The organism is Micrococcus sp. Mcc28 (genome assembly GCF_024519775.1).
Taxonomy (GTDB): Bacteria; Actinomycetota; Actinomycetes; order Actinomycetales; family Micrococcaceae; genus Micrococcus; species Micrococcus luteus.
On sequence record NZ_JALJRH010000006.1, the window covers coordinates 120,473 to 141,969 of the forward strand.

Below are 21,497 nucleotides of genomic sequence, written 5' to 3' on the forward strand. Positions count from 1 at the left end.
ACCCGCCCGGCACACCCCGGCGGCGGCGCTCGATAGGATGCACTCCATGCCCCGCCACCCCGCGCCCGCCCCGGACGACCGTGCCCGCCGCCTGCCGCGCGCCGTCCTGTGGGACATGGACGGCACCCTCGTGGACACCGAGCCCCTGTGGAACGCCGTCCAGCGCCGGCTGGTGGTCGAGCACGGCGGCACCTGGTCGGAGGACCTGGCCGCCTCCCTCGTGGGACACCCTCTGGACGAGGGAGCGCGCCGCCTGCAGGAGGCCGGTCTGGACCTGCCCGTGCAGCGGATCATCGACCTGACGATGGACGAGGTCGTCCAGGGGGTCGTCGGCGGGGTGCCGTGGCGGCCGGGCGCCCGGGAGCTGCTCGTCGCGCTCGCCGAGGCCGGCGTGCCGGGCGCCCTCGTGACGATGTCCCATGCCCCACTGGCCCGCGCACTGGCCGAGCGGGCGCCGGCGGGCACGCTGGACGTCGTCGTCTCGGGGGACATGGTCTCCCGGGGCAAGCCCGACCCGGAGGCGTACCAGCTGGGCCTGCAGCTGCTGGCCGAGCGGACACCGGGGCTGACGGCCGCCGACTGTGTGGCGGTCGAGGACTCCCCGGTGGGCGTCGGCGCGGCCGTGGCCGCGGGCCTGCCGACGGTCGGCGTGCCCAGCGTGCTGCCGCTGCCGGCGGGGCTCGCGACCGTCGAGTGGACGACGCTCGCCGGCCGCACGCCGGCCGACCTCGCCGCGGTCCGTCGGATCGCCGCCGCGCGCAGGCCCGGGGCGGACGAGCCCGGATGAGCGGGCCCGCCTCCGTCCGGCTGGGCACGATCGCCGGCGCGCCGGTGCGCCTGTCCTGGTCCTGGCTCCTGATCGCCGCGGTCATCACCCTCGCGTTCGGCCCGCAGATCCAGCGCGCGCTGCCCTCGCTCGACGGCGGCGCCTACGGGGTCGCCCTGGGGTACGCCGTGCTCCTGGCCCTCTCCGTCCTGGTCCACGAGGCCGCCCACGCCCTCACCGGCCGCGCCTTCGGCCAGCGCACCGAGGAGATCGCGCTCACCCTGTGGGGCGGGCACACCCAGTTCCGCAGCCCGTCCGCCCGACCGCTGGACACGGTCCTCACCGCGATGGCCGGCCCCGCCGCGAACCTCGTGCTCGCGGGCCTCGCCCATCTGGCGGCCCGCGCCGTGCCCGGCCCGTCCGTCCCCGCCCTGCTGCTCGAGGTCACGGTGTGGGCCAACCTCCTCCTGGCCGCGTTCAACGCGCTGCCGGGCACCCCGCTCGACGGCGGCCGCATGGTCGAGTCCGCCGTCTGGGCCGCCACCGGCTCCCGGGCCCGTGGCGTCGAGGCGGCCGGCTGGGCCGGGCGCGTCGTCGCGGTGGGCGTCCTCGCGGCGGTGTTCGGCCCCCCGACCCTCGCGGGCCGCGCGCCGGACCTGTTCGTCGTCGTCCTGGCGGCCTGGGTCGCCCTCACGCTGTGGCGGGGCGCGGACGACGCCGTGCGCCACGGGCGCTGGAGCCGCCGGCTGGAGACCCTGCGGCTCGAGCAGGTCGAGGCGCCCGCCATCGCCCTGCCCGAGCACCTCTGCGTCGCCGAGGCCCTGGCCCAGGCGGACGGCGGCCGCCGCGCCGTCGTGGCCGTGGACGGGGCCGGTCGGCCCCGCGGCGTGCTGGACCACACGGCCGCGGCGGGCCTGACCCCGGCGCGCCGCACGACCACCGCCCTGGCCGCGGTCGCCGTCGCCCTGGCTCCGGAGGCCGTCCTCGTCCGCGACGACGTCCCCGCCGCCGGTCCCGACCTGGCCTCCCGCCTGGCCGACCCCCAGACCCCCGTGTGGGTGCTGACCGACGCGCACGGCCTCGTGCGCTCCGTGGTGCCCCGCGAGACGATCCTCGCCGCCGTCGACGCGACGCGGCGTCCCTGAACCGAAGGAGCCCCCCATGACCGAACCCACCGGCGTGAGCGCGCGCCGCGGCCCCCTGCGGGCCGGCCAGCGCGTGCAGATCAAGGACGCGAAGGGCCGCCTCAACACGATCACCCTGCTGCCCGGCGGGGAGTTCCACAGCTACCAGGGCGTGCTGCGGCACGACGACCTGATCGGCGGCTTCGAGGGCGTCGTGGTCGAGAACTCGGCCGGCCAGCCGTACCAGGTGCTGCGCCCCCTGCTGAACGACTTCGTCCTGTCCATGCCCCGCGGCGCCACGGTGGTCTACCCGAAGGACGCGGCGCAGATCGTGCAGCAGGCGGACATCTTCCCGGGCGCCGTCGTGGTCGAGGCCGGCGTGGGCTCCGGCGCCCTGTCCATGTCCCTGCTGCGCGCCGTGGGCGACCACGGTCGCCTGCACTCCTACGAGCGCCGCCCGGAGTTCGCGGACGTCGCCCGGGCCAATGTGGAGGCCTTCTTCGGCGCCGAGCACCCCGCCTGGTCGGTGCACCTCGGCGACGCGCAGGAGGAGATGCCCAAGGTCCACGAGCCGGGCTCCGTGGACCGGGTGGTCCTGGACATGCTGGCCCCCTGGGAATGCCTCGACGCCGTCGCCGAGGTCCTGGCCCCCGGCGGTGTGTGGCTGAACTACGTGGCCACCGCCACCCAGCTCTCCCGCGTGGCCGAGGCCATCCGGGACTCGGGCCGCTTCACGCAGGTCGAGGCCAACGAGACCCTCGTGCGCGGCTGGCACCTGGACGGGCTCGCCGTGCGCCCCGACCACCGCATGGTCGCGCACACCGGCTTCCTCCTCACGGCCCGCCGCCTGGCCTCGGGCGAGGAGGCGCTGCGCCTGAAGAAGCGCTCCAAGGTCTCCGAGTTCAAGGCCGAGGACGTCGAGGCCTGGCAGCCGGCCGACGAGGCCCGGTGGACGCCCGAGGCCCTCGGCGAACGGCCGGTCACGGACAAGAAGGCGCGCAAGGCGGCGAAGGAGGCCCGCCTCATGGCCGCGCGGTCACGCGCCGCCGAGCAGGGCGTGGACGCGTACGGTGGGAGGACCCCGACCGGGGAGCAGGACTGAGTGGACGGAGCACCGGTGGACCACCACGCGCAATCAGGCACGGAGCACGCCGAGCAGCGCCTCGCCGAGGCGCGGGAGCTGCTGCGGCAATCCCAGGCCGAGGCCGAACGGCTGCGGCACCAGCTGCAGTCCGCCCAGCGGCACGCCGCCGGCCTGAGCGAACGCCGTCGGGCCGCCGAGGCCCAGACGCAGACGGCCGCCCGCAACAACCGGCGCATGGTCGAGCTGCTCGAGGCCACGCGCGCCGAGATCGCCACGCTCAAGGAGAACCTGGACGCCGTCACGCATCCGCCGTTCACCTTCGCCACCCTCGAGGCCGTCCACGCCCCGCGCGAGCCCGAGGAGGGCGTGGAGACCGGCGCCGTGGTGCGCGGGGGAGCGGACGTCGTGCAGAACGGCCGGCGGCTGCGCGTGACGGTCTCCCCGCTGCTCGACGCCGCCCGCCTCACCCCCGGCGCCCAGGTGCTGCTGGACGAGTCCAGCTCGATCGTCGGCGTCGCCCCGGGCACGGGGTCGGGTCAGCTGCTGCGCGTCAAGGAGGCGCTGCCCGACGGCGGCCTCGTCCTGGCCGGCACGGCGGACGAGGAGCGCGTGGTGCGGCGCGCGCCCGCGCTGGAGGGCGTCGACCTGCGCCACGGGGACGCCGTCACCGTGGACGCCCGCGTCGAATGGGCGCTGCGGCGGGTCGAGCTGTCCGAGGTGGACGAGGTGCTGCTGGAAGAGGTCCCGGACGTCACGTTCGAGGACATCGGCGGCCTCGGCCCGCAGATCGACCGGATCCGCGAGGCCGTCGAGATCCCGTTCCTGCACCCCGAGGTCTACCGCGAGCACGGCCTGCGCGCCCCCAAGGGGATCATGCTGTACGGCCCGCCCGGCACCGGCAAGACCATGCTCGCCAAGGCCGTGGCCAACGCCCTCTCGGTTCGCAGCGCGGACGGCGAGCGCTCGTTCTTCCTCAACGTCAAGGGGCCCGAGCTGCTGAACAAGTACGTGGGCGAGACCGAGCGGCAGATCCGCGTCATCTTCGACCGGGCCCGCGAGAAGGCCGACGCCGGCTTCCCCGTGGTCATCTTCTTCGACGAGATGGAGTCGCTGTTCCGCACGCGCGGCTCCGGCGTCTCCTCGGACGTGGAGACCACGATCGTCCCGCAGCTGCTCACCGAGATCGACGGCGTCGAGGCCCTCGAGAACGTGATCGTCATCGGCGCCTCCAACCGCGAGGACATGATCGACCCGGCCGTGCTCCGCCCCGGCCGACTGGACGTGAAGATCCGCGTGGACCGTCCCGACGCCGCCGGCGCCGCGGAGATCATGGCCAAACACCTCACCGCGGACGTGCCCCTGCACGCCGACGACGTCGTCGCGGCCGGCTCCGCGGACGCGGCCCGCGCGACGCTCATCGCCCGGACGGTCGCCGCCCTCTACGACCGCGGCGCGGACACCGCGCTGGCGGAGCTGACGGACGTGTCCGGCACGACCCACGCCCTGCACCTGGCCGACCTCGTCTCGGGCGCCGTGGTGGCCGACGTCGTGGACCGCGCCAAGCGGCACGCGGTGCGCGACTACCTGGCCGCCGGCCAGGCCCCGGCCGCGCTCGGCGTCCGCGAGGGCCACCTGCGCGAGGCCGTGGCCGCGGTGCTGGAGGACCAGACGGACCTCCTGGCCACGGTCGCGCCCGCCGAGTGGGCGCGCACCTCCGGCTGGCGCGGTCCTCGGCTGCGCTCGCTGCGCATGGTCCGGGGGGTCGAGGCATGAGCGCGTTCGGCCGCGGGGCCGCGGACGGCTTCGCCCGGGCCGTCGACGTCGGCCCGACCCCCGCCTTCGAGGGCCAGCGCCGGCTTTTCCACGGCGCGGCCGTTCCCCCGAACGGGCGGGACGCCGCCGGCTGGGGCGTGCACCGGGTGATGGGCACGGAGACCGAGTTCGGCATCCACGCGCCGGCCAACCCGGGGGCGCACCACAGCGTGCTCTCGGTCGAGCTCGTGAACGCGTACGCGGACCTGGCGACCCGGTCCGGCTCGGCGGTGGCCGGCACGGAGTGGGACTACACGGGGGAGTCGCCGCTCGTGGACGCCCGCGGCTGGCGGCTGCCGCGTTCGGCGGCGCACCCCTCGCAGCTGACCGACGAGGCGCTCGTGGGCCCGGACGGGGAGCCCGTGCACCTGCTGCTGTCCACCGTGCTGGCCAACGGCGCGCGCTGGTACGTGGACCACGCCCACCCGGAGTACTCGTCGCCGGAGACGACCACCCCGCGGGACGCCATGGTGTGGGACGCCGCCGGGGACCTGGTCGCCCAGGCGGCGGCCGAGCACATCGGCCAGGCCGAGGGCGCCCCGGAGGTGCTGGTCTACAAGAACAACGTGGACGGCAAGGGCCAGTCCTACGGCGCGCACGAGAACTACCTCGTGGCCCGGTCCCTCGACTTCGAGGAGCTCACCGCCGTCCTGCTGCCGTTCTTCGCGGCGCGGCAGGTGCTCGTGGGCGCGGGCCGCGTGGGACTCGGCCCGGCGGGGGAGCGGCCGGGCTTCCAGCTGTCCCAGCGGGCCGACTACTTCGAGGAGCCCGTGGGCCTGGAGACCACGATCCACCGGCCGATCGTCAACACGCGGGACGAGCCGCACGCCCGCCCCGAGGCCTACCGCCGGCTCCACGTGATCATCGGCGACGCGACGCTGAGCCAGCACGCCACGTGGCTGCGGATGGGCATGACCGCGCTCGTCCTCGCGATGGCCGAGGCCGGGACGGCGCCCCGGCTCACCCTGGACGACCCGGTGGCCGCGTTGCAGACGATCAGCCACGACCCGGGCCTGCGGGCCACGGTGCCCCTGCTCGAACGCACCGCGGACGGCCCCGTGCGCCGGCACTGGACCGGGCTGCAGATCCTGCGGTCCTACCTGGACGCGGCCCGCGCCCACTGCGCCGCCTTCGGGGCGGCGGATCCGCAGACGCGCGAAGTGCTGGACGCCTGGGCCGTCGACCTCGACGACGCCACCGCGGATCCGCTGTCCCTGAGCGACCGCGCCGACTGGGCGGCCAAGCTGCGCGTCCTCGAGGGCCTGCGGGCCCGCACGGGCGCGGACTGGACCGACCCCCGCCTCGCGATGGTGGACCTGCAGTACGCCGACCTCCGCCCGGCCCGCTCCCTGCACCGCCGCCTCGTGGCCGCCGGCGCCCTCCGGACGCTCGCCGATGAGGCGGAGATCCGTGCCGCCGTCGCCACGCCGCCGCGGGCCACCCGCGCGTGGACCCGCGGCAACCTCGTGGGCCGCCACGGTGACCGCGTGGCCGGCGCCGCGTGGGAGACGCTGCTGCTGCGCGGGGCGGGGGAGCGGGTGCACCGGCTGCACCTGGCCGAGCCGCTGGTCGGCGCCGCCGTGGACCTGCCCGGCTGGTGGGAGGACGCCGCCGCGCCCCGGCCCGACGACGAGGCGCTCGTGGCCACGCTGGCGCCGCTGTTCGGCGCACGGGCCTGAGGCGGGGGCGGGCGCTCAGCCCGTGACGGCCGCGCGCACGCGGCCCAGCAGGGCGTCCGCCCGCGCGACGAGACGGTCCGCCCGGTCGACGTCGGTGCGCAGGACGCCCTCCAGGCCCTCGTCGCGGAGGGGGCCCAGGTTGGTCTCGAGGGTCACCGCGGCGGCGGTGAGGCCGCCCCGGACGCAGCCGAGCGCCGCACCGACGTCGGAGAGCACGTTCGGGTTCGCCGCGTCCAGCACACGCTCGGCCAGGTCCAGTGCACGCGCGGCGGCATCGACGATCCCGCGGGGTGGCCGGACGGCCTCGGCCAGGGCGGCCTGGATCGCGGCCGAGCGCCGGGCCCGGTCCTCCGGGGTGTCGCGGGGCAGCCCGAACGCCTCGGCCACGGCGCCGAAGCCCCGCTCGTCGCCGTCGGCGAGGCCGAGGCACGCCGCGATCAGGCCCTCCGATGCCCGGGCGTCCTCCTCGGCTGCGCTGAACCGGGCCGCCATGGCCAGCAGTCCGGCGCCCTCGGCGACCGCCAGCGCGCCCGTCGCGCCGCCACCGGGGGTGGGCTCGCCGGAGGCGAGGCGGCCCAGATAGCTCTCGATGCTCTCGTCGCGGATCATGCCCCCACGGTGCCAGACCGGGCCCGACCGCGGCCCGCCCTCAGGCGCGCTCCCAGGACGCGACCGGCCCCGGGACGATCGTGAACAGCGGGTGCACGTCGGGGACGGGCGTGTCCGACCACTGTTCGAGCCAGGCGGGGCTGCGCGCGGCCAGCTTGGCGCACAGGTGACGCCACTCCAGGTCGCGCTGGCCCGTGGTGGCCGGGATCGGTGCGAGACCGGCGGGCGGGATGCGCACGGCGCCGTCGGGGGCGGGGCACGGCCGGTCGATCCGGGAGTGATCGAAGCGATAGCCGCGCGCCGTGGCCTCGGCCTCGAGGCCGGAGAGGAACGCACCGACGGCGCCGGACGGGTCCGGGTGCTCCCGGAACCTCAGCAGCTGCGGGTGGTCCCGATATCCGCGCGTGCGGCCGGCCAGGACGGCCTGCGCGAGCAGGGCCTCGCGCCAGGCGCCCGTCAGGCCCTGGCGGTCGAGGTGGCGGGGATGAAGGGTCCACAGGCGCATGCCCCCATCCTGCCAGCGTGGGGCAACCCGGGGACGTGGGGCTGAAACGTGGCCCGCGCGTGGGGCAGGATGGGTGGACGCGGACGGAGCACACCGACCCGCGTCGACGCACGAGGAGGCCACCATGTCCCAGGAGCAGATCCGCCCACGCCCGTCCGGCGGCGACGACGAGACCGGCGCCGCGGCGGGCCAGGCGCACGTGAAGCCCGCGGCCCAGGACCAGGGCCTGGACAGCCTGCTGGACGAGATCGACTCGGTGCTGGTGTCCAACGCCGAGGAGTTCGTCAAGGGCTTCGTCCAGAAGGGCGGCCAGTGACCGACGCGGACCGCGCCCGCCGGATCCTCGGGCTGGAGACGGAGTACGGCGTCCAGCATTGGAACCCGCAGGGGCGCCCGCTCAGTCCCGAAGAGGTCGTCCGCTACCTCTTCCGGCCCGTCGTCGAGTGGGGGAGGTCCTCGAACGTGTTCGTGGCCAACGGCTCCCGGCTCTATCTCGACGTCGGCTCCCACCCCGAGTACGCGACCGCCGAGTGCTCGACGCTCGACGAGCTCATCGCCTCGGACGGGGCGGGGGACCTGCTGCTGCACGACCTCGTGGTCCAGGCCGAGGAGCGCATGGCCGCGGACGGGGTCGGCGGCCGGATCCACCTCTACCGCAACAACGCCGACTCCTCGGGCAGCTCCTACGGCTCCCACGAGAACTACCTGCTGCGCCGGCGCACCGAGTACCGGCGGCTCACCGAGGCGCTCGTCCCGTTCCTCGTCTCCCGGCAGATCCTCGTGGGCGCGGGCCGCGTCGTGCCCGCCGGCACGTGGCCCGAGGGCGAGGGCCCGGCCCACTTCGCGTTCTCCCAGCGCGCCGACTTCGTGCAGGACGGCGTGTCCTCCTCCACCACGCGGTCCCGGCCGATCATCAACACGCGGGACGAGCCGCACGCGGACGCCTCCGAGTACCGGCGCCTCCACGTGATCGTGGGGGACACGAACCTCTCCGAGCACACCCACCTGCTGCGCTTCGGCGCCACCGACCTGCTGCTGCGGATGATCGAGGCGGGCTTCCCGCTCGGGGACCGCGTCGTCGCCCACCCCACCCGCGCGGTGCGGCAGATCTCCCACGACCTCACCGGCACGGCCCGCATCGCGCTCCGGGAGGGGGAGGCCTCCGCCCTCGAGCTGCAGGAGCACTACCTCGAGCGGGCCCGCGCCTTCGTCGCCGCGGAGGGTGCCCACCACGACCGGGTGGGGGAGGTCCTCACCCTGTGGGGCGAGGTGCTCGACGCCGTCCGCACCGGTGACCGGTCCCGCATCGAGGACCGCATCGACTGGGCGATCAAGCTGCGCCTGCTGGAGGACTACCGGGCCCGCCACGACCTGGGTTGGGACGCGCCCCGCCTCGCCCAGCTGGACCTGGCCTTCCACGACATCGACCCCGACCGGGGGCTGTTCCGCCTGCTGCTGCGGCGCGGCGCCGTCGCGCGCCTGCTGCCCGAGGACGCCGCCCGGTCCGCCGTGGAGACCGCCCCGCCCACCACCCGGGCCCGCGTGCGCGCGGACTTCGTGGCCCGCGCCCGGGAGCGCGGCCTGGACTACGCCGTCGACTGGACGACCCTGAAGCTCACCGACCATCCGCTGCACGCGATCGTGACGAAGGACCCGTTCGACACGTCGTCGGCCGCCGTCGACCGGCTGTTCGAGCGGATCGCCTGACAGCGCGCGTCCAGGACGCGCCGTTAGGGTGACCCGCATGAGTTCGTTCGAGACCCCCCAGCCCCCGACGGCCCGCCGCCGTCGCCGCCTGCTGCCGCTGCTGTCCCTCGGCGCCGCAGGCCTGATGCTGGCCACCGCCTGCGCCACCGGCGACGACGGCGCGGACCAGCCCCACAGTGACACCGCGTCGGCCTCCACGTCGGCCGCCCCCGAGCGGGCGGCCGTCGGCGAGGGCCAGGGGGAGCCGGACGCCCTGACGGGTGTCACCTTCACGGAGGGCGACGGCGGGGCGCCGACGGTCGAGATCGACGGGGAGATCGACACCGACCAGCCCACCACGCGCGTGCTGACCGCCGGCGAGGGGGAGCAGGTGCAGGAGGGCGACGTCCTGAAGATGTCGATCGCCGTCGTCGATCCGGCCAGCGGCGAGGTGGTCGCCGAGAACTTCAGCGGCGAACCGGAAGCCGTGCCCGTGGACGACCAGCTCAAGTCCATGAACCCGGAGATCCACGAGATGCTGGTGGGCAACGGCGCCGGCACGATCGTCGCCGCGTACAGCCCCGAGTACGACGTCTCCGTCCCGCAGACCGAGAGCGCGTCGCCGAGCGCCTCCCCCTCCACCCAGACGCAGCCCGCCCAGCTGTTCGTCTACAAGATCGACGCCATCCTGCCGAAGCAGGCCGAGGGCGAAGAGGTGACCGAGCGGGACGAGCGCCTGCCCGACGTCACCGTGGACGAGGAGAGCGGCCGGCCGAGCATCGCGAAGCCCGACGGCGAGGCGCCCCAGGAGCTGGTGGTCCAGCCCCTGATCGAGGGCGAGGGCCGCGAGGTCGGCGCGGACGACACCGTGACCGTGCAGTATGAGGGCGTGACGTGGTCCGACGGTGAGGTCTTCGACTCGTCCTGGGAGACGGGTCAGGCCATCACGTTCTCCCTCAACCAGGTCATCGAGGGCTGGAAGGAGGGTCTGGCCGGCCAGAAGGTGGGCTCGCGCGTCCTCCTGTCGATCCCGGCCGAGAAGGCCTACGGTGAGCAGGGCAGCCCGCCGGACATCGGCGAGAACGAGCCCCTGCTGTTCGTGGTGGACATCCTGGACGCCCAGGCGTCCGCCACCCCGTCGGCGAACTGACCCCGTCCACGAGAACCCAAGAGGAGAGCACCGTGTCCTTCGGACAGCGCGACTACGACCGCACCAAGCCCGAGATCGACTTCCCGGGCGAGACCCCGCCCACCGAGCTCGTGGTGGAGGACCTGATCGAGGGCTCCGGCCCGGCCGTCGAGGCCGGCTCCCGCGTGCAGGTCCACTACGTGGGCGTGGCCTGGTCCACCGGCGAGGAGTTCGACGCCTCGTGGAACCGCGGCACCCCGCTGCCCCTGACCGTCGGCGTCGGCCAGGTCATCGCCGGCTGGGACCAGGGCCTGCTCGGCATGAAGGTCGGCGGCCGCCGCCGCCTCGAGATCCCGCCGCACCTGGGCTACGGCGCCCGCGGCGCCGGCTCCGCGATCGGGCCGAACGAGACGCTCATCTTCGTCTGCGACCTCGTCTCGGTCGACTGACCCCGGGCCCCGTGACCCCACCCGCCCCGCGGCGCGCCGGCGACGAGGCCGCCGAGCGCATCATCTCGCTGCTGTGGCTGCTGCTCTCGGCACCGCACGGTCTCGAGCGTGACCGGATCCGACGGCAGGTCGTCGGCTATGAGGGGCTCACGGACGCCGCCTTCGAGAAGCTCTTCCAGCGGGACCGCCGCGTGCTGCGCGCCGTGGGGGTCCCGCTGGAGACGCTCGAACCCGCGGGCTTCGACGAGGGCGAGGCGGGGGTGCGGCACCGCGTCGTCCGCGATGCGCTGCTGCTGCGCGACCTCGACCTGACCGTGGACGAGCGCCGCGCCCTCGTGCGGGCGCGGCGCCTGTGGGGCGACTCGCCGCTGCGCGCCGACGTCGTCCGCGCCGTGGGCCTGCTGTTCCAGCCGGCCACCGACCTCACGGGCGACGACGAGCTGGCCGGGTACCACACCCTCATGCCCCGGGCCGACCCCCGGCTCGAGGCCCTCACCCAGGCCGTGGCCGACGAGGCCGTGCTGCGCTTCCCCTACCGCGACGCGCGGGGGCGGGCCACCCGGCGCACCGTGCGGGCCTGGTTCCTCACCCTCGTGCGCGGCCGCTGGTACCTCACCGGCTGGGACCTCGACCGCGGCGCCGAGCGCAGCTTCCGGCTCACCCGGATGGAGGGGGAGCCGCGCCGCGTCGAGCGGGCGACGGACGCCCCCGGCCGTCCCGAGGACCACGACCACGCCGGCCTCGTGGCGCGCCTGGCCGGGCAGGCCGACGCCGAGCGGGTCCGGGTGTGGCTCGCGCCCGGCCGGGGTCAGGGCGTCCGCGCGGTCGGTGAGCCGGCCGAGCCCCGGGTCGAGGACGGCGCCGCACCGGGGCCCGACTGGGAGCTCTGGGAGGCCCCCGCCGGACCGCGCGAGGACGGCCTCGCCGCGGAGATCGGCGGCCTGCTGGGCCGGGCCGTGCCCTCGGCCGCGCACCCGGACCTGACCGACCGCGTCCGCGCGGGCCTGGCCGCCGCGGCGGAGACCCACGCCGGTCCCGCCGACCCGGCCCTGCTCGAGGTGGCGCTCGCCGCGCCCGTCCGGCGCCGCGCCCGCGACTCGAGCGAGGACCTCGTGGGCCGCCTGCTGGACATCGTGGGGCTGGCCAACCGGGCCGGTGGGGTGGACCGGGCGGAGCTGCGCGCGCGTCTCGGGGTCACCGACGAGCGCCTCGACGCCGACCTCGAGACGCTGCGCTACTGCGGCATGCCCGAGCGCGACTTCCCCGGCTTCCAGTTCGAGGTGGCGGAGGTGGCCGGCCGCGTCCACGTGGAGCGCGCCGCCGACCTGGCCGGTCCCGTGCGGCTGACGCGCCCCGAGGCGCACAGCCTCGTGGCCGCCCTGCAGACGGTCGCGGACCTGCCGGTGCTGGACGAGGCCGACCGCGAGGCCGCTCGCTCCGCCCAGCGCCGGATCCGCGCCGCGGTCCTGGACGCGGGGGCCCCGGATGCGGACGACGCGGACGACGCCGCCCTCCGGGAGGCCGAGGCGCACACCGCCGGCGAGCCCCCGGTCGCCGTCGCCGCCCACTGGGACGTGGCCGTGGACCCCGCGACGGTGCGCACCCTGCTGGCCGCCGTGGCGGAGCGGGCCGTCGTGCACCTGACCTACCGCTCCGTGCATGCCGATGCCCTCACCGAGCGGGACGTGGAGCCGCTGGCCCTGGTGCAGGACGGGGCGCGCCTCTACCTGCAGGCGTGGTGCCGTCGCGCCGAGGACCACCGGGTGTTCCGGGTGGACCGGATCAGCGCGCCCGCACCCACGGGGGAGACGTTCGCGCCCCGGGCTCGGCCCGCGCGCTGGCGGGTCCATCCCGACGACGCCGCGGGGGTGCCGGTGCTGCTGCGCTGGGCCCATCCCGTCCGCGACGCGGCCGCCGGCTACCGCCCGGACGCCCAGGCCGACCTGCCCGACGGCGACCGGCTCACCCGGGTGCATCTGACCGACGCCGCCGTGGCGGCCGCGCTGGTCGGACGCCACGGCGGCGCCGTCGAGGTGCTGGCCCCCGCCGACCTCCGGACGTCCGTGGCGGACGCGCTGGGCGATGCCCTCGCGGCCCTGCCGGCGCGGTAGCCTGGACCCCGGAACCCCATCGAAAGGACCCTTCATCATGGCTGGACTCCAGGGCTGGCAGCTCGTCATCATCATCCTGCTCGCGATCCTGCTCTTCGCGGCGCCGAAGCTGCCCGCGATGGCCCGCAACCTCGGCCAGTCGATGCGCATCTTCTCCTCCGAGGTGAAGCAGATGCGCACCGAGGGCAAGGGCACCACGGACGAGCGCTCCGGCGCCGGTTCCACCGCCGCGGACGAGCCGGTCGAGGGCCGCGTCGTCGAGCGTGACGAGACCGACCCGCGCGACCCGCGCTGAGCCGGAAGGACCCCCACCCGATGACCGAGGTCGACGAGGTCGCCCGCCGCACCCGGCGCCGCCGGAAGCGGCGGGACAACCCCACCGGCGAGATGCCGCTGCGCGAGCACCTCACGGAGCTGCGCAACCGACTGCTGAAGTCGGCGCTCGCCGTCGCGGTCGGCATGGTGATCGGCTTCCTCGTCTACCAGCCGGTCATGGCGGAGCTGTTCCGCCCGGTCAAGGAGATCGCCAGCCAGGGACACACGGCGGCCGTCGCCTATGACACGGTGGCCTCGCCGTTCGACCTCATGCTCAAGGTCAGCATGTTCATCGGGCTCATCCTGTCCAGCCCGGTCTGGCTCTACCAGATCTGGGCATTCATCGTGCCGGGTCTGAAGAAGGCCGAGAAGAAGTACGCCCTGGGCTTCATCGCCGCGGCCGTGCCCCTGTTCATCTTCGGCATCGCGCTGGGGTGGCTCGTGATGCCGCAGGCCGTCCAGTTCTTCGTGGGCTTCACTCCCGAGGGCGGCGCGAACCTCCCGACGGCGTCGGTGTACATCAGCTTCGTCACGCGTCTCTACCTCGCGTTCGGCGTGGCCATGGTCCTGCCGGTGCTGCTGGTGGGACTGAACATGCTCGGCATCCTGCCGGGCCGCACGATCGTCCACCACTGGCGCATCACCGTCTTCGTGATCATGCTGATCGCCGCGATCGCCGCCCCCGGTGCGGACGCCATCTCCATGTTCTACATGGCGATCCCGCTCGTCGTCCTCTTCGGCGTGGCCATCGTCCTGTGCCTGTGGGGGGACCGTCGTCGTGACCGCCGCTCGGGGCAGCGCGAGGTGGACGTCGAGGCGGAGCTCGCCGAAGGCCCGAAGCCGCTCGATCAGATCTGAGCGTCGTACGCGGCGGCCCTCCCGCCCGGACGCACGACCACGACGGCGTCCGGACCCGCCAGTAGGGTGGGGCCATGGCCCACCATCCCGCGTCCGCGACCCCGCACGACGAACCCGAGCTGAGCCCGGCGGGGCGCTACGCCCGTGCCCGGGCGGCCCGGCACCATGCCGGCTCCGAGCTCGGCCGGTTCGCCGCACGCGTGGGCTTCCCCCTCGACGACTTCCAGCGCCGCGCGTGCGCCGAGGTCGAGGACGGCCACGGCGTCCTCGTCGCGGCGCCCACCGGTGCCGGCAAGACGGTGGTCGGCGAGTTCGCCGTCCACCTGGCCCTGGCCCGCGGCACGAAGGCGTTCTACACCACCCCCATCAAGGCCCTCAGCAACCAGAAGCACGCGGACCTCGCCCGCGTGCACGGCGCGGAGAACGTCGGCCTGCTCACGGGGGACACCTCCGTCAATCCGGACGCGCCCGTCGTCGTGATGACCACCGAGGTGCTGCGCAACATGCTGTACGCGCAGTCGGACACCCTCATCGACCTCGGCTTCGTCGTCATGGACGAGGTCCACTACCTCGCCGACCGGTTCCGGGGACCGGTGTGGGAGGAGGTCATCATCCACCTGCCCGAGCACGTGCAGCTGATCTCCCTGTCCGCCACGGTGTCCAACGCCGAGGAGTTCGGCGCCTGGCTCGACACGGTCCGGGGCGCCACCACCGTGATCGTCTCGGAACACCGGCCGGTGCCGCTGTGGCAGCACATCATGGCCGGGGGCCGGCTCTACGACCTGTTCGCCGAGGACATCGCCTTCGAGGACGCCGCGGACCGGGACGGGGAGGCCCTGCTCAACCCCGAGCTCAAGCGCCTGGGGGAGGAGGCCGAGCGCCGGTTCCAGCGCGCCGACTGGGGGCGCCCCGGGCGGCAGCAGCACCGCGACGGGCGCGGGGGCGGCACGAAGGGGCGGGCCAGGGGCGGCCGGCACACGGGTCGCGACGGCGGCCGGGGCCGGACCGGCTCGTCCGCACTGGACCGGGAGCGGCCGGTCTCCGGTCGGCCGGGCGGTCACGACGGCGGCCCGCGGCGCGGACCGCGGCTGTCCACGTCGCGTCCGGAGATGATCCGGGTCCTCGACCGCGACGGGCTGCTGCCATGCATCACCTTCATCTTCTCCCGGACCGGCTGCGACGCCGCCGTGGAGCAGTGCCTGCGGGCCGGGCTCGACCTCACCACGGCGCGGGAGAAGGCGCTCGTGGCCGAGCGGGTCGAGGAGGCGGCGCGCCTGCTGCCCGTCGAGGACCTGGAGATCCTCGGGTTCTGGGCGTGGCGGGACGGCCTGTCCCGGGGCTTCGCGGCCCACCACGCCGGCATGCTGCCCCCGTTCAAGGAGGCCGTCGAGGACCTGTTCACCGCCGGCGCGCTCAAGGCCGTGTTCGCCACGGAGACCCTCGCCCTCGGCATCAACATGCCGGCCCGCTCCGTGGTGATCGAGAAGCTGGTCAAGTTCAACGGCGAGAACCACGTCGACATCACGCCGGGGGAGTACACCCAGCTGACGGGCCGGGCGGGCCGCCGCGGCATCGACGTCGAGGGCCACGCCGTGGTGATGTGGCGTCCCGGGCTGGACCCGGCCGCCGTCGCGCGCCTGGCCTCGCGCCGCACGTACCCGCTGCGCTCCTCGTTCCGGCCCACCTACAACATGTCCGCTAATCTGCTGGCGCAGGTCGGCGCGGAGCAGGCGCGGGGCATCCTCGAGTCCTCGTTCGCCCAGTTCCAGGCGGACCGCTCCGTGGTGGGCCTGGCCCGCGAGCTCCGTTCGAAGCAGGCCAGCCTCGAGAAGTACGAGGAGGCCATGCAGTGTCACCTCGGCGACTTCGCCGAGTACCTCACCCTGCGCAAGGAGCTCGCGGCCGCGGAGAAGTCCGGCTCGCAGGGACGCCGTCGAGCCCACCTGGCCGCCGTGAAGGACTCGCTCGCGAACCTCGCGGTCGGGGACGTCGTCGAGCTCGATGCCGGCCGCTCACTCGGCCGGGCCGTCGTCGTGTTCCCCGCCGGCAACCCCCAGAATCCGCGCGTCGGCGTCGTCACGGACAAGGCGCAGCTGCGCCGCATCACGGTGGACGACGTCGCCGGGCCGGTCGAGCCGGTGGCAGGCGCCGCCCTGCCCCAGGTGGTGCAGGTGAAGACGCCCGCGCAGCGCAAGGACGTCGCCGCGCTCATGCGCGAGGCCGTGCGCACGGGCCGCCCGCCCGCCGGAGGCCGCAGCACGGCGGGCTTCCGCCTCCGGGAGGACCCGGCCGCGCCCCGGGTCGAGGAGCTGCGCCGGGCGCTGCGCCGCCACCCGTGCCACGGCTGCCAGGACCGCGAGGAGCACGCCCGCTGGGGCGACCGCTGGTGGGCCATGCGGCGGGAGGTCTCCGTCCTGAGGGAGCGCATCGCGGGCCGCACCAACACCATCGCCCGCACGTTCGACCGCGTGGTCGGTCTGCTGCGCGCCTACGGCTACGTGCAGGAGGACGCGCCCTCACCCCGTGCGGCGCTCACGGAGCGCGGCGGGGCCCTGCGCCGGATCTACGGCGAGCGGGACCTGTTCACCTCGCTGGTGCTGCAGGATCCGGCCATGGACGGCCTGACGCCGGAGGAGTGGGCCGCCGTCGCCGCGCTGCTCGTGTACCAGGGCAAGGGGGAGACCGAGCCCGGACTGGTCCCGATGCCGACCCCCCGGCTCGCGCGCGTCGCGGAGGCCGCCGAGCGCATCGAGGAGCGCCTGCGCACGGACGAGGCCCAGGCCCGGCTCGAGCCGACGCCCCGGACGGACCCCGGGCTGGTGGCACCCATGCACCGCTGGGTGCGGGGCGCCACCCTGCGCCGCACCCTTGACGGCGCGGACCTCGCCGCGGGCGACTTCGTCCGCTGGGCGCGGCAGGTCATCGACGTGCTGGGCCAGCTGGCCAACGTCCCCGGGGACACCCGTCGCAGCCGTGCCTGCCGCCGGGCCGCGGACCTCGTCTCCCGCGGCGTCGTGGCCACCTCGCTGCCGGCGGCCTCGGCGCCGCGCGCGGACGAGGACTGACACGGGCTAGGGTGGGCGGGTGAGCGCACACCTGTTGACCCGCGGCATCATCCACTCGACGACGGACCCGTACGCACAGGCGCTGCTGGTCCGGGACGGGATGATCGCCTGGCTCGGCGCGGACGACTCCGCGGACCGCGTGGCCGACCCGGGTGACGAACGGCGGGACCTCGACGGCGCCGTCGTCGTGCCCGTGTTCGTCGAGCCGCTGGCCCGGCCCGCGGACGCGCGGGACGCGCTGAGCCGCGGCACCGCCGTCGTGACGGTCCTGGCCGGGCCCGAGGACACGGGCGCCGCGCCCGCCGACGAGGACGTCCAGACCGTCGTCTACCGGCACGCCGACCGCGTGGACGCCGAGGCGGCCGGGGTGTGGCTGCCCGTCGGGACCGACACCGACCCCGCCACGCTCACCGGCCTCCTGACGGCCTCGACCCAGGCGGGGGAGCAGGCCTACCTCGTCCCCGACGGCGGTGCGGACGCCGGGCCCGCCGCCCAGGACGTGGCCCTGACCGCCCTGCGCTCGGTCGCGGAGGAACTCGGCACCGCCGCCCTGGGCCGCGTGCGCCATCGGCTCGTGGTCACCCACCCGGTCACCGCCGAGGACCGCGCCTTCCTGGCCGCCGCCGGGGTCAGCGCCACCGTCGTCCCCGACGCGGACGGCGTGCTGCACGCCCCCGTGGCGAGCCTGCTGGCCGACGCCGTCACCGTGTGCCTGGGCGCCGGCCCGGCCGGGGACCCGTGGGCCGCCGTCCGGTCGGCGCTGTCCCACCCCGACCCGGACGAGCGCATCTCCGCCCGCTCCGCCTTCGCCGCCGCGACCCGCACCCCGCTGCGCGCGCTGCCCGACGCTCCGGCGGCACGCCTGTCCGTCGCCCCGCGCCTGAGCGTGTCGGCCCCGGCCGTGTTCGGCGTCTGGGACGCCGACGCGGTCGCTGTGCAGTCGCCGGACGGCCGGGTGGCGGCGTGGAGCACGGACACCCGGGCCGGCACGCCGCTGCTGCCGGCCCTCGACGCCGAGACCGCCCTGCCCCGCTGGCGGGCCACCTGGGTGGACGGCCGGATCGCCGCGGAGGACGTGGCCCGCGACGCTCACGACGCCGCGACGCCGGCCTGAGACCTCCGCTTCCTATACTCGAACGGATGCGATGGCCCGTCCGACCGGCGGGCCGCCCCCACGACCCCGGCCGGAAGGCGAGAACCGCACATGCGCGTGCTGACCATCATCCCCACGTACAACGAGATCGAGTCGCTGCCGCTGACCCTCGGCCGACTCCGTGACGCCGTCCCGGAGTCCGACGTTCTCGTGGTGGACGACGCCTCCCCGGACGGCACCGGCGACTGGGCCGACGCCCGCGCCGCCGAGGACCCCTCCGTGCACGTGCTGCACCGCACCACCAAGGACGGCCTGGGCGGCGCCTACATCGCCGGGTTCCGCTGGGGCCTGGAGCGCGGCTACGACGTCCTGGTCGAGATGGACGCGGACGGCTCGCACCAGCCCGAGCAGCTGCCGCGCCTGCTGGAGGCCGTCCGCACCGCGGACCTGGTGATCGGCTCGCGCCGCGTGCCGGGCGGCAAGATGGTGAACTGGCCGACCTCCCGCAAGATGATCTCGTGGGCCGGCTCCCTGTACCCGCGGATCATGCTCGGCCTCAACCTGACGGACATCACGGCGGGCTACCGCGCCTACCGGGCCGACACGCTCCGTGCGATCGACCTGGACGCGATCGAGTCCAAGGGCTACGGGTTCCAGGTGGACATGACCTTCCGCACGGCCCGGCTCGGCAAGCGGATCGTCGAGGTCCCGATCACGTTCGTGGAGCGTGAGCTCGGCGAGTCCAAGATGAGCGGCGGCATCATCGGCGAGGCCGTGGTCAACGTGACCCGCTGGGGCCTGGCTGCGCGCTGGGAGGGCCTGCGCGCCCGCCTCGGCCTCTGAGGCGCACAGCCCCCGAACGACGACGGGGCCGGATCCATGGCGGATCCGGCCCCGTCGTGCATGGGGGAGCGGCGGGTCAGGCGTCGACGTCCTCGCCGCGGCTGGCGCGCAGCTTGTTGAGCTGGATCTTGTAGGTCTCCTCCAGCTCGTCGAGGCTGCGGCGCTCGCGCAGCATGTCCCAGTGGGTGCGCACGGGCTTGCCCTCGGTCTCAGCCGGCTTCTCGCCGCTGACGAGGAACGCCTCCTTGCCGGTCTTCGAGGTCCAGGTGGCCGGCACGTCTGCCTCCACGGAGAAGGTCACGAACACCTGCTCGCCGTCCTCCGTGCGGTACTCCACCCGCTGCCGGGCGGCGGGCTCGACGCCGGCCTCGGACTCCAGGGACTGCGCGCCCAGGCGCATGCCCCGCAGGCTGCGATCGCTCACGTTTCCTCCTCGTCAGGCCGCGCCGAGGCCCGCGCGGGGGCGCGGGCCGATCGAGGCGCGGCGGGTCGTCCTCACTGATGGAACCATTCAGTGTCCCACAGCATTCCCGTCGGCCTCGCCGGCCGGGCGGGTGCCGGGGGTGCGGCCGGCCGACGGGTCGGGCTCAATCTCCTGCGGCGTGGCCAGGGCCTCGTCGAGCGAGGTCTGCGGCATGTCCTCCGCCGTCACCGCGCCGGCGGTCATCGCGTCCATGACGCCGCTGGCGCGCAGGGCGTCCGCGGTGGTGGGGCGGGACCCACGCGGCCGACGCGCGCGCTCCGGGGTGACGCCGACGTGCTCGGCGCCCGGCTCGCCCGCGCGGTCCCCGGAGTCCCGACGCCGGGGTGCGCGCTCCGGGGTGGGGCGGTCGCCGTCGCCGGGGGCGAACGCCTCACCGAGGCCCTGCAGGGCGCGGGTGAGCTCGGCGGGGACCACGAACATGGTGGTGGCCTGGCCGTCGGCGATCTTGGGCAGGGACTGCAGGTACTGGTAGGCCAGGACCTCGGAGTCGGCGCCGCCGGAGTGGATGGCGTCGAAGACCACCTCGATCGCCTCGGCCTCGGCGTTGGCGCGCAGCACGCGTGCCTGAGCCTCGCCCTCGGCGGAGAGGATCTGGGACTGGCGCTCGCCCTCGGCCGTGAGGATGGCGGCCTGCTTCGTGCCCTCGGCGGTGAGGATGGCGGCGCGGCGGTCGCGCTCGGCGCGCATCTGCTTCTCCATCGAGTCCTGGATGGACATGGGCGGGTCGATGGCCTTGAGCTCCACCCGCGAGACCCGCAGGCCCCAGCGCGTGGTGGCGTCGTCCAGCACGCCGCGCAGCTGGGAGTTGATGGAGTCGCGAGAGGTCAGCGCCTCCTCGAGGTTCATGCCGCCCACGACGTTGCGCAGGGTGGTGGTGGTGAGCTGCTCCACCGCGTGGATGTAGTTGGCGATCTCATAGGTCGCGGCCTTGGCGTCCGTGACCTGGAAGTAGACGACCGTGTCGATGGAGACGACGAGGTTGTCCTCGGTGATCACCGGCTGGGGCGGGAAGGAGACGACCTGCTCGCGCATGTCCACCATCGGGAGCATGCGGTCCACGAACGGGATGATCAGGGTCAGCCCGGCGCCGGCCGTGCGGTTGTACTTGCCGAGGCGTTCGATGTTGGCCGTCCGCGCCTGCGGGATGATCTTGACCGAGGAGGCCACGATCACCGCCGCGAGGACGGCGAGGACGACGAGGACGATGAGGGTTTCCATCGGGGTCCCTTCTTCTGGGGTCGGTGCGGTCGGAACGAGGACGTGGGGCGGCTCAGGCGCCGTCCGCCTCCCAGTCGATGCGGGGGAGCGGGCGGACCACCAGGGTGGCCCCGTCGATGCGCAGGACGGTCACCTCGTCGCCGGGGGCGACCTCGGGCGCCCCGGGCTCGACGCGGGCGGACCAGGTGTCGCCGTCGACGGCGAGCGTGCCGGCGTCGCCGGTGATCGCGCCCTGGGCCGCGACGCGACGCCCCGGGAGCGTGTCCAGGTAGGAGGCGCCGGCGCCGGTGTCCTTGCGCAGGTGGCGCAGGGCGACGGGGCGCACGGCGGCGAGCATCAGCAGGGCGACGGCGGCGAACGCCGCGAGCTGGAGCGCCAGCGGGCCGCCCACGAGCGCGACCACCCCCGCCGCGCCGGCCCCGGCGGCGATCATCAGGAAGACGAGGTCGAGGGTCAGCAGCTCGACGCCGGCCAGGCCGGCGGCCAGCACCAGCCACAGCCAGCCCGCGTTCGCCTCGATCCACTCCATGCGTGCGCTCCCCTCCGTGTCGGGTGCGCGGACGGGTCTGCCGCGCGTCGACGTGTGATCCCCATCCTGCCCTACGCAGTGGCTTTGGACACAGCGTGTCCCCAGGCGGTCCTGGAAGTCGGGAGCTACCGCCCGGTA

The 21,497-nt window shown here is 75.1% G+C and carries 20 protein-coding genes; 15 read left to right on the forward strand and 5 right to left on the reverse strand.

The annotated features are described in order from the left end of the window. Positions 1-46 precede the first annotated feature (46 nt). From NR073_RS04770 to dop, 5 genes are read left to right on the forward strand one after another with little or no spacing between them, the layout of a single operon-like run. A complete protein-coding gene (locus tag NR073_RS04770; RefSeq protein WP_060974154.1) occupies positions 47-787 on the forward strand; it encodes an HAD family phosphatase in 741 nt (246 codons plus the stop codon). After that, on the forward strand, positions 784-1,911 hold the full coding sequence (locus NR073_RS04775; RefSeq protein ID WP_036384807.1) for a site-2 protease family protein: 1,128 nt from the start codon (positions 784-786) through the stop codon (positions 1,909-1,911). The genes NR073_RS04770 and NR073_RS04775 overlap by 4 nt, the downstream gene beginning before the upstream one ends. A 16-nt stretch (positions 1,912-1,927) precedes the next feature. After that, on the forward strand, positions 1,928-2,992 hold the full coding sequence (locus tag NR073_RS04780; RefSeq protein ID WP_012750880.1) for a tRNA (adenine-N1)-methyltransferase: 1,065 nt from the start codon (positions 1,928-1,930) through the stop codon (positions 2,990-2,992). Next, positions 2,993-4,747 carry a proteasome ATPase gene (gene arc, locus NR073_RS04785; RefSeq protein ID WP_044658916.1) on the forward strand — a complete coding sequence of 585 codons (1,755 nt, stop codon included), beginning with the start codon at positions 2,993-2,995 and terminating at the stop codon, positions 4,745-4,747. It abuts the gene before it with no gap. Then, positions 4,744-6,465: a depupylase/deamidase Dop gene (gene dop / locus NR073_RS04790; RefSeq protein ID WP_041103801.1), complete on the forward strand. Its 1,722-nt coding sequence runs from the start codon at positions 4,744-4,746 to the stop codon at positions 6,463-6,465. The genes arc and dop overlap by 4 nt, the downstream gene beginning before the upstream one ends. 15 nt (positions 6,466-6,480) lie before the next feature. Here the strand turns inward: dop and NR073_RS04795 are convergent, their stop codons facing one another. Both NR073_RS04795 and NR073_RS04800 read right to left on the reverse strand, forming a co-directional pair. Then, a complete protein-coding gene (locus tag NR073_RS04795; RefSeq protein ID WP_041103799.1) occupies positions 6,481-7,074 on the reverse strand; it encodes a cyclodeaminase/cyclohydrolase family protein in 594 nt (197 codons plus the stop codon). A gap of 40 nt (positions 7,075-7,114) precedes the next feature. Next, positions 7,115-7,579 carry a pyrimidine dimer DNA glycosylase/endonuclease V gene (locus NR073_RS04800; RefSeq protein ID WP_036384792.1) on the reverse strand — a complete coding sequence of 155 codons (465 nt, stop codon included), beginning with the start codon at positions 7,577-7,579 and terminating at the stop codon, positions 7,115-7,117. A gap of 124 nt (positions 7,580-7,703) precedes the next feature. Here NR073_RS04800 and NR073_RS04805 point away from each other — a divergent pair, with 124 nt between their 5' ends. From NR073_RS04805 to NR073_RS04850, 10 genes are all read left to right on the forward strand, one after another. Further along, positions 7,704-7,895 (forward strand): ubiquitin-like protein Pup, encoded by a 192-nt coding sequence (locus NR073_RS04805; RefSeq protein ID WP_041103796.1) that lies wholly within the window; start codon positions 7,704-7,706, stop codon positions 7,893-7,895. Then, complete coding sequence (pafA, locus tag NR073_RS04810; protein WP_041103794.1) at positions 7,892-9,286, forward strand: Pup--protein ligase; 1,395 nt, start codon at positions 7,892-7,894, stop codon at positions 9,284-9,286. Before NR073_RS04805 ends, pafA begins: the two co-directional genes overlap by 4 nt. Before the next feature lie 37 nt (positions 9,287-9,323). Further along, complete coding sequence (locus NR073_RS04815) at positions 9,324-10,415, forward strand: FKBP-type peptidyl-prolyl cis-trans isomerase (protein WP_041103792.1); 1,092 nt, start codon at positions 9,324-9,326, stop codon at positions 10,413-10,415. 32 nt (positions 10,416-10,447) lie between these two features. Continuing rightward, positions 10,448-10,843, forward strand: a complete 396-nt coding sequence (locus NR073_RS04820) for an FKBP-type peptidyl-prolyl cis-trans isomerase (protein WP_010078659.1) — start codon at positions 10,448-10,450, stop codon at positions 10,841-10,843. Positions 10,844-10,854: 11 nt separating this feature from the next. Next, entirely contained in the window at positions 10,855-12,954 is a 2,100-nt protein-coding gene (locus tag NR073_RS04825; RefSeq protein WP_041103790.1) for a YafY family protein, read from the forward strand. A gap of 37 nt (positions 12,955-12,991) precedes the next feature. Further along, complete coding sequence (locus tag NR073_RS04830; protein WP_002855080.1) at positions 12,992-13,249, forward strand: twin-arginine translocase TatA/TatE family subunit; 258 nt, start codon at positions 12,992-12,994, stop codon at positions 13,247-13,249. Between the two features lie 20 nt (positions 13,250-13,269). Continuing rightward, entirely contained in the window at positions 13,270-14,127 is an 858-nt protein-coding gene (tatC, locus tag NR073_RS04835) for a twin-arginine translocase subunit TatC (protein ID WP_041103787.1), read from the forward strand. A 74-nt stretch (positions 14,128-14,201) separates the two neighbouring features. Further along, positions 14,202-17,192 carry an RNA helicase gene (locus tag NR073_RS04840; RefSeq protein ID WP_041103785.1) on the forward strand — a complete coding sequence of 997 codons (2,991 nt, stop codon included), beginning with the start codon at positions 14,202-14,204 and terminating at the stop codon, positions 17,190-17,192. Between the two features lie 19 nt (positions 17,193-17,211). Next, positions 17,212-18,306 (forward strand): hypothetical protein, encoded by a 1,095-nt coding sequence (locus tag NR073_RS04845; RefSeq protein ID WP_041103783.1) that lies wholly within the window; start codon positions 17,212-17,214, stop codon positions 18,304-18,306. 90 nt (positions 18,307-18,396) lie between these two features. Beyond that, a complete protein-coding gene (locus NR073_RS04850) occupies positions 18,397-19,128 on the forward strand; it encodes a polyprenol monophosphomannose synthase (RefSeq protein ID WP_036315073.1) in 732 nt (243 codons plus the stop codon). Between the two features lie 76 nt (positions 19,129-19,204). Here NR073_RS04850 and NR073_RS04855 read toward each other — a convergent pair whose 3' ends face one another. The 3 genes from NR073_RS04855 to NR073_RS04865 all read right to left on the reverse strand — a co-directional run bounded on the left by NR073_RS04855 (position 19,205) and on the right by NR073_RS04865 (position 21,359). Then, positions 19,205-19,552 (reverse strand): RNA polymerase-binding protein RbpA, encoded by a 348-nt coding sequence (locus NR073_RS04855; RefSeq protein WP_080772566.1) that lies wholly within the window; start codon positions 19,550-19,552, stop codon positions 19,205-19,207. 87 nt (positions 19,553-19,639) lie between these two features. Continuing rightward, entirely contained in the window at positions 19,640-20,830 is a 1,191-nt protein-coding gene (locus NR073_RS04860; protein WP_036315078.1) for an SPFH domain-containing protein, read from the reverse strand. Between the two features lie 52 nt (positions 20,831-20,882). Then, a complete protein-coding gene (locus NR073_RS04865; protein WP_020624804.1) occupies positions 20,883-21,359 on the reverse strand; it encodes an NfeD family protein in 477 nt (158 codons plus the stop codon). Positions 21,360-21,497: the final 138 nt, after the last annotated feature.

Coding starts and splice junctions, on each gene's coding strand:
- NR073_RS04805 (WP_041103796.1), top strand. CDS start 7,704: ATGTCCCAGGAGCAGATCCGCCCACGCCCGTCCGGCGGCGACGACGAG.
- NR073_RS04780 (WP_012750880.1), top strand. CDS start 1,928: ATGACCGAACCCACCGGCGTGAGCGCGCGCCGCGGCCCCCTGCGGGCC.
- NR073_RS04865 (WP_020624804.1), bottom strand. CDS start 21,359: ATGGAGTGGATCGAGGCGAACGCGGGCTGGCTGTGGCTGGTGCTGGCC.
- NR073_RS04830 (WP_002855080.1), top strand. CDS start 12,992: ATGGCTGGACTCCAGGGCTGGCAGCTCGTCATCATCATCCTGCTCGCG.
- NR073_RS04850 (WP_036315073.1), top strand. CDS start 18,397: ATGCGCGTGCTGACCATCATCCCCACGTACAACGAGATCGAGTCGCTG.
- tatC (WP_041103787.1), top strand. CDS start 13,270: ATGACCGAGGTCGACGAGGTCGCCCGCCGCACCCGGCGCCGCCGGAAG.
- dop (WP_041103801.1), top strand. CDS start 4,744: ATGAGCGCGTTCGGCCGCGGGGCCGCGGACGGCTTCGCCCGGGCCGTC.
- NR073_RS04815 (WP_041103792.1), top strand. CDS start 9,324: ATGAGTTCGTTCGAGACCCCCCAGCCCCCGACGGCCCGCCGCCGTCGC.
- NR073_RS04775 (WP_036384807.1), top strand. CDS start 784: ATGAGCGGGCCCGCCTCCGTCCGGCTGGGCACGATCGCCGGCGCGCCG.
- NR073_RS04770 (WP_060974154.1), top strand. CDS start 47: ATGCCCCGCCACCCCGCGCCCGCCCCGGACGACCGTGCCCGCCGCCTG.
- NR073_RS04840 (WP_041103785.1), top strand. CDS start 14,202: ATGGCCCACCATCCCGCGTCCGCGACCCCGCACGACGAACCCGAGCTG.
- NR073_RS04860 (WP_036315078.1), bottom strand. CDS start 20,830: ATGGAAACCCTCATCGTCCTCGTCGTCCTCGCCGTCCTCGCGGCGGTG.
- NR073_RS04800 (WP_036384792.1), bottom strand. CDS start 7,579: ATGCGCCTGTGGACCCTTCATCCCCGCCACCTCGACCGCCAGGGCCTG.
- NR073_RS04795 (WP_041103799.1), bottom strand. CDS start 7,074: ATGATCCGCGACGAGAGCATCGAGAGCTATCTGGGCCGCCTCGCCTCC.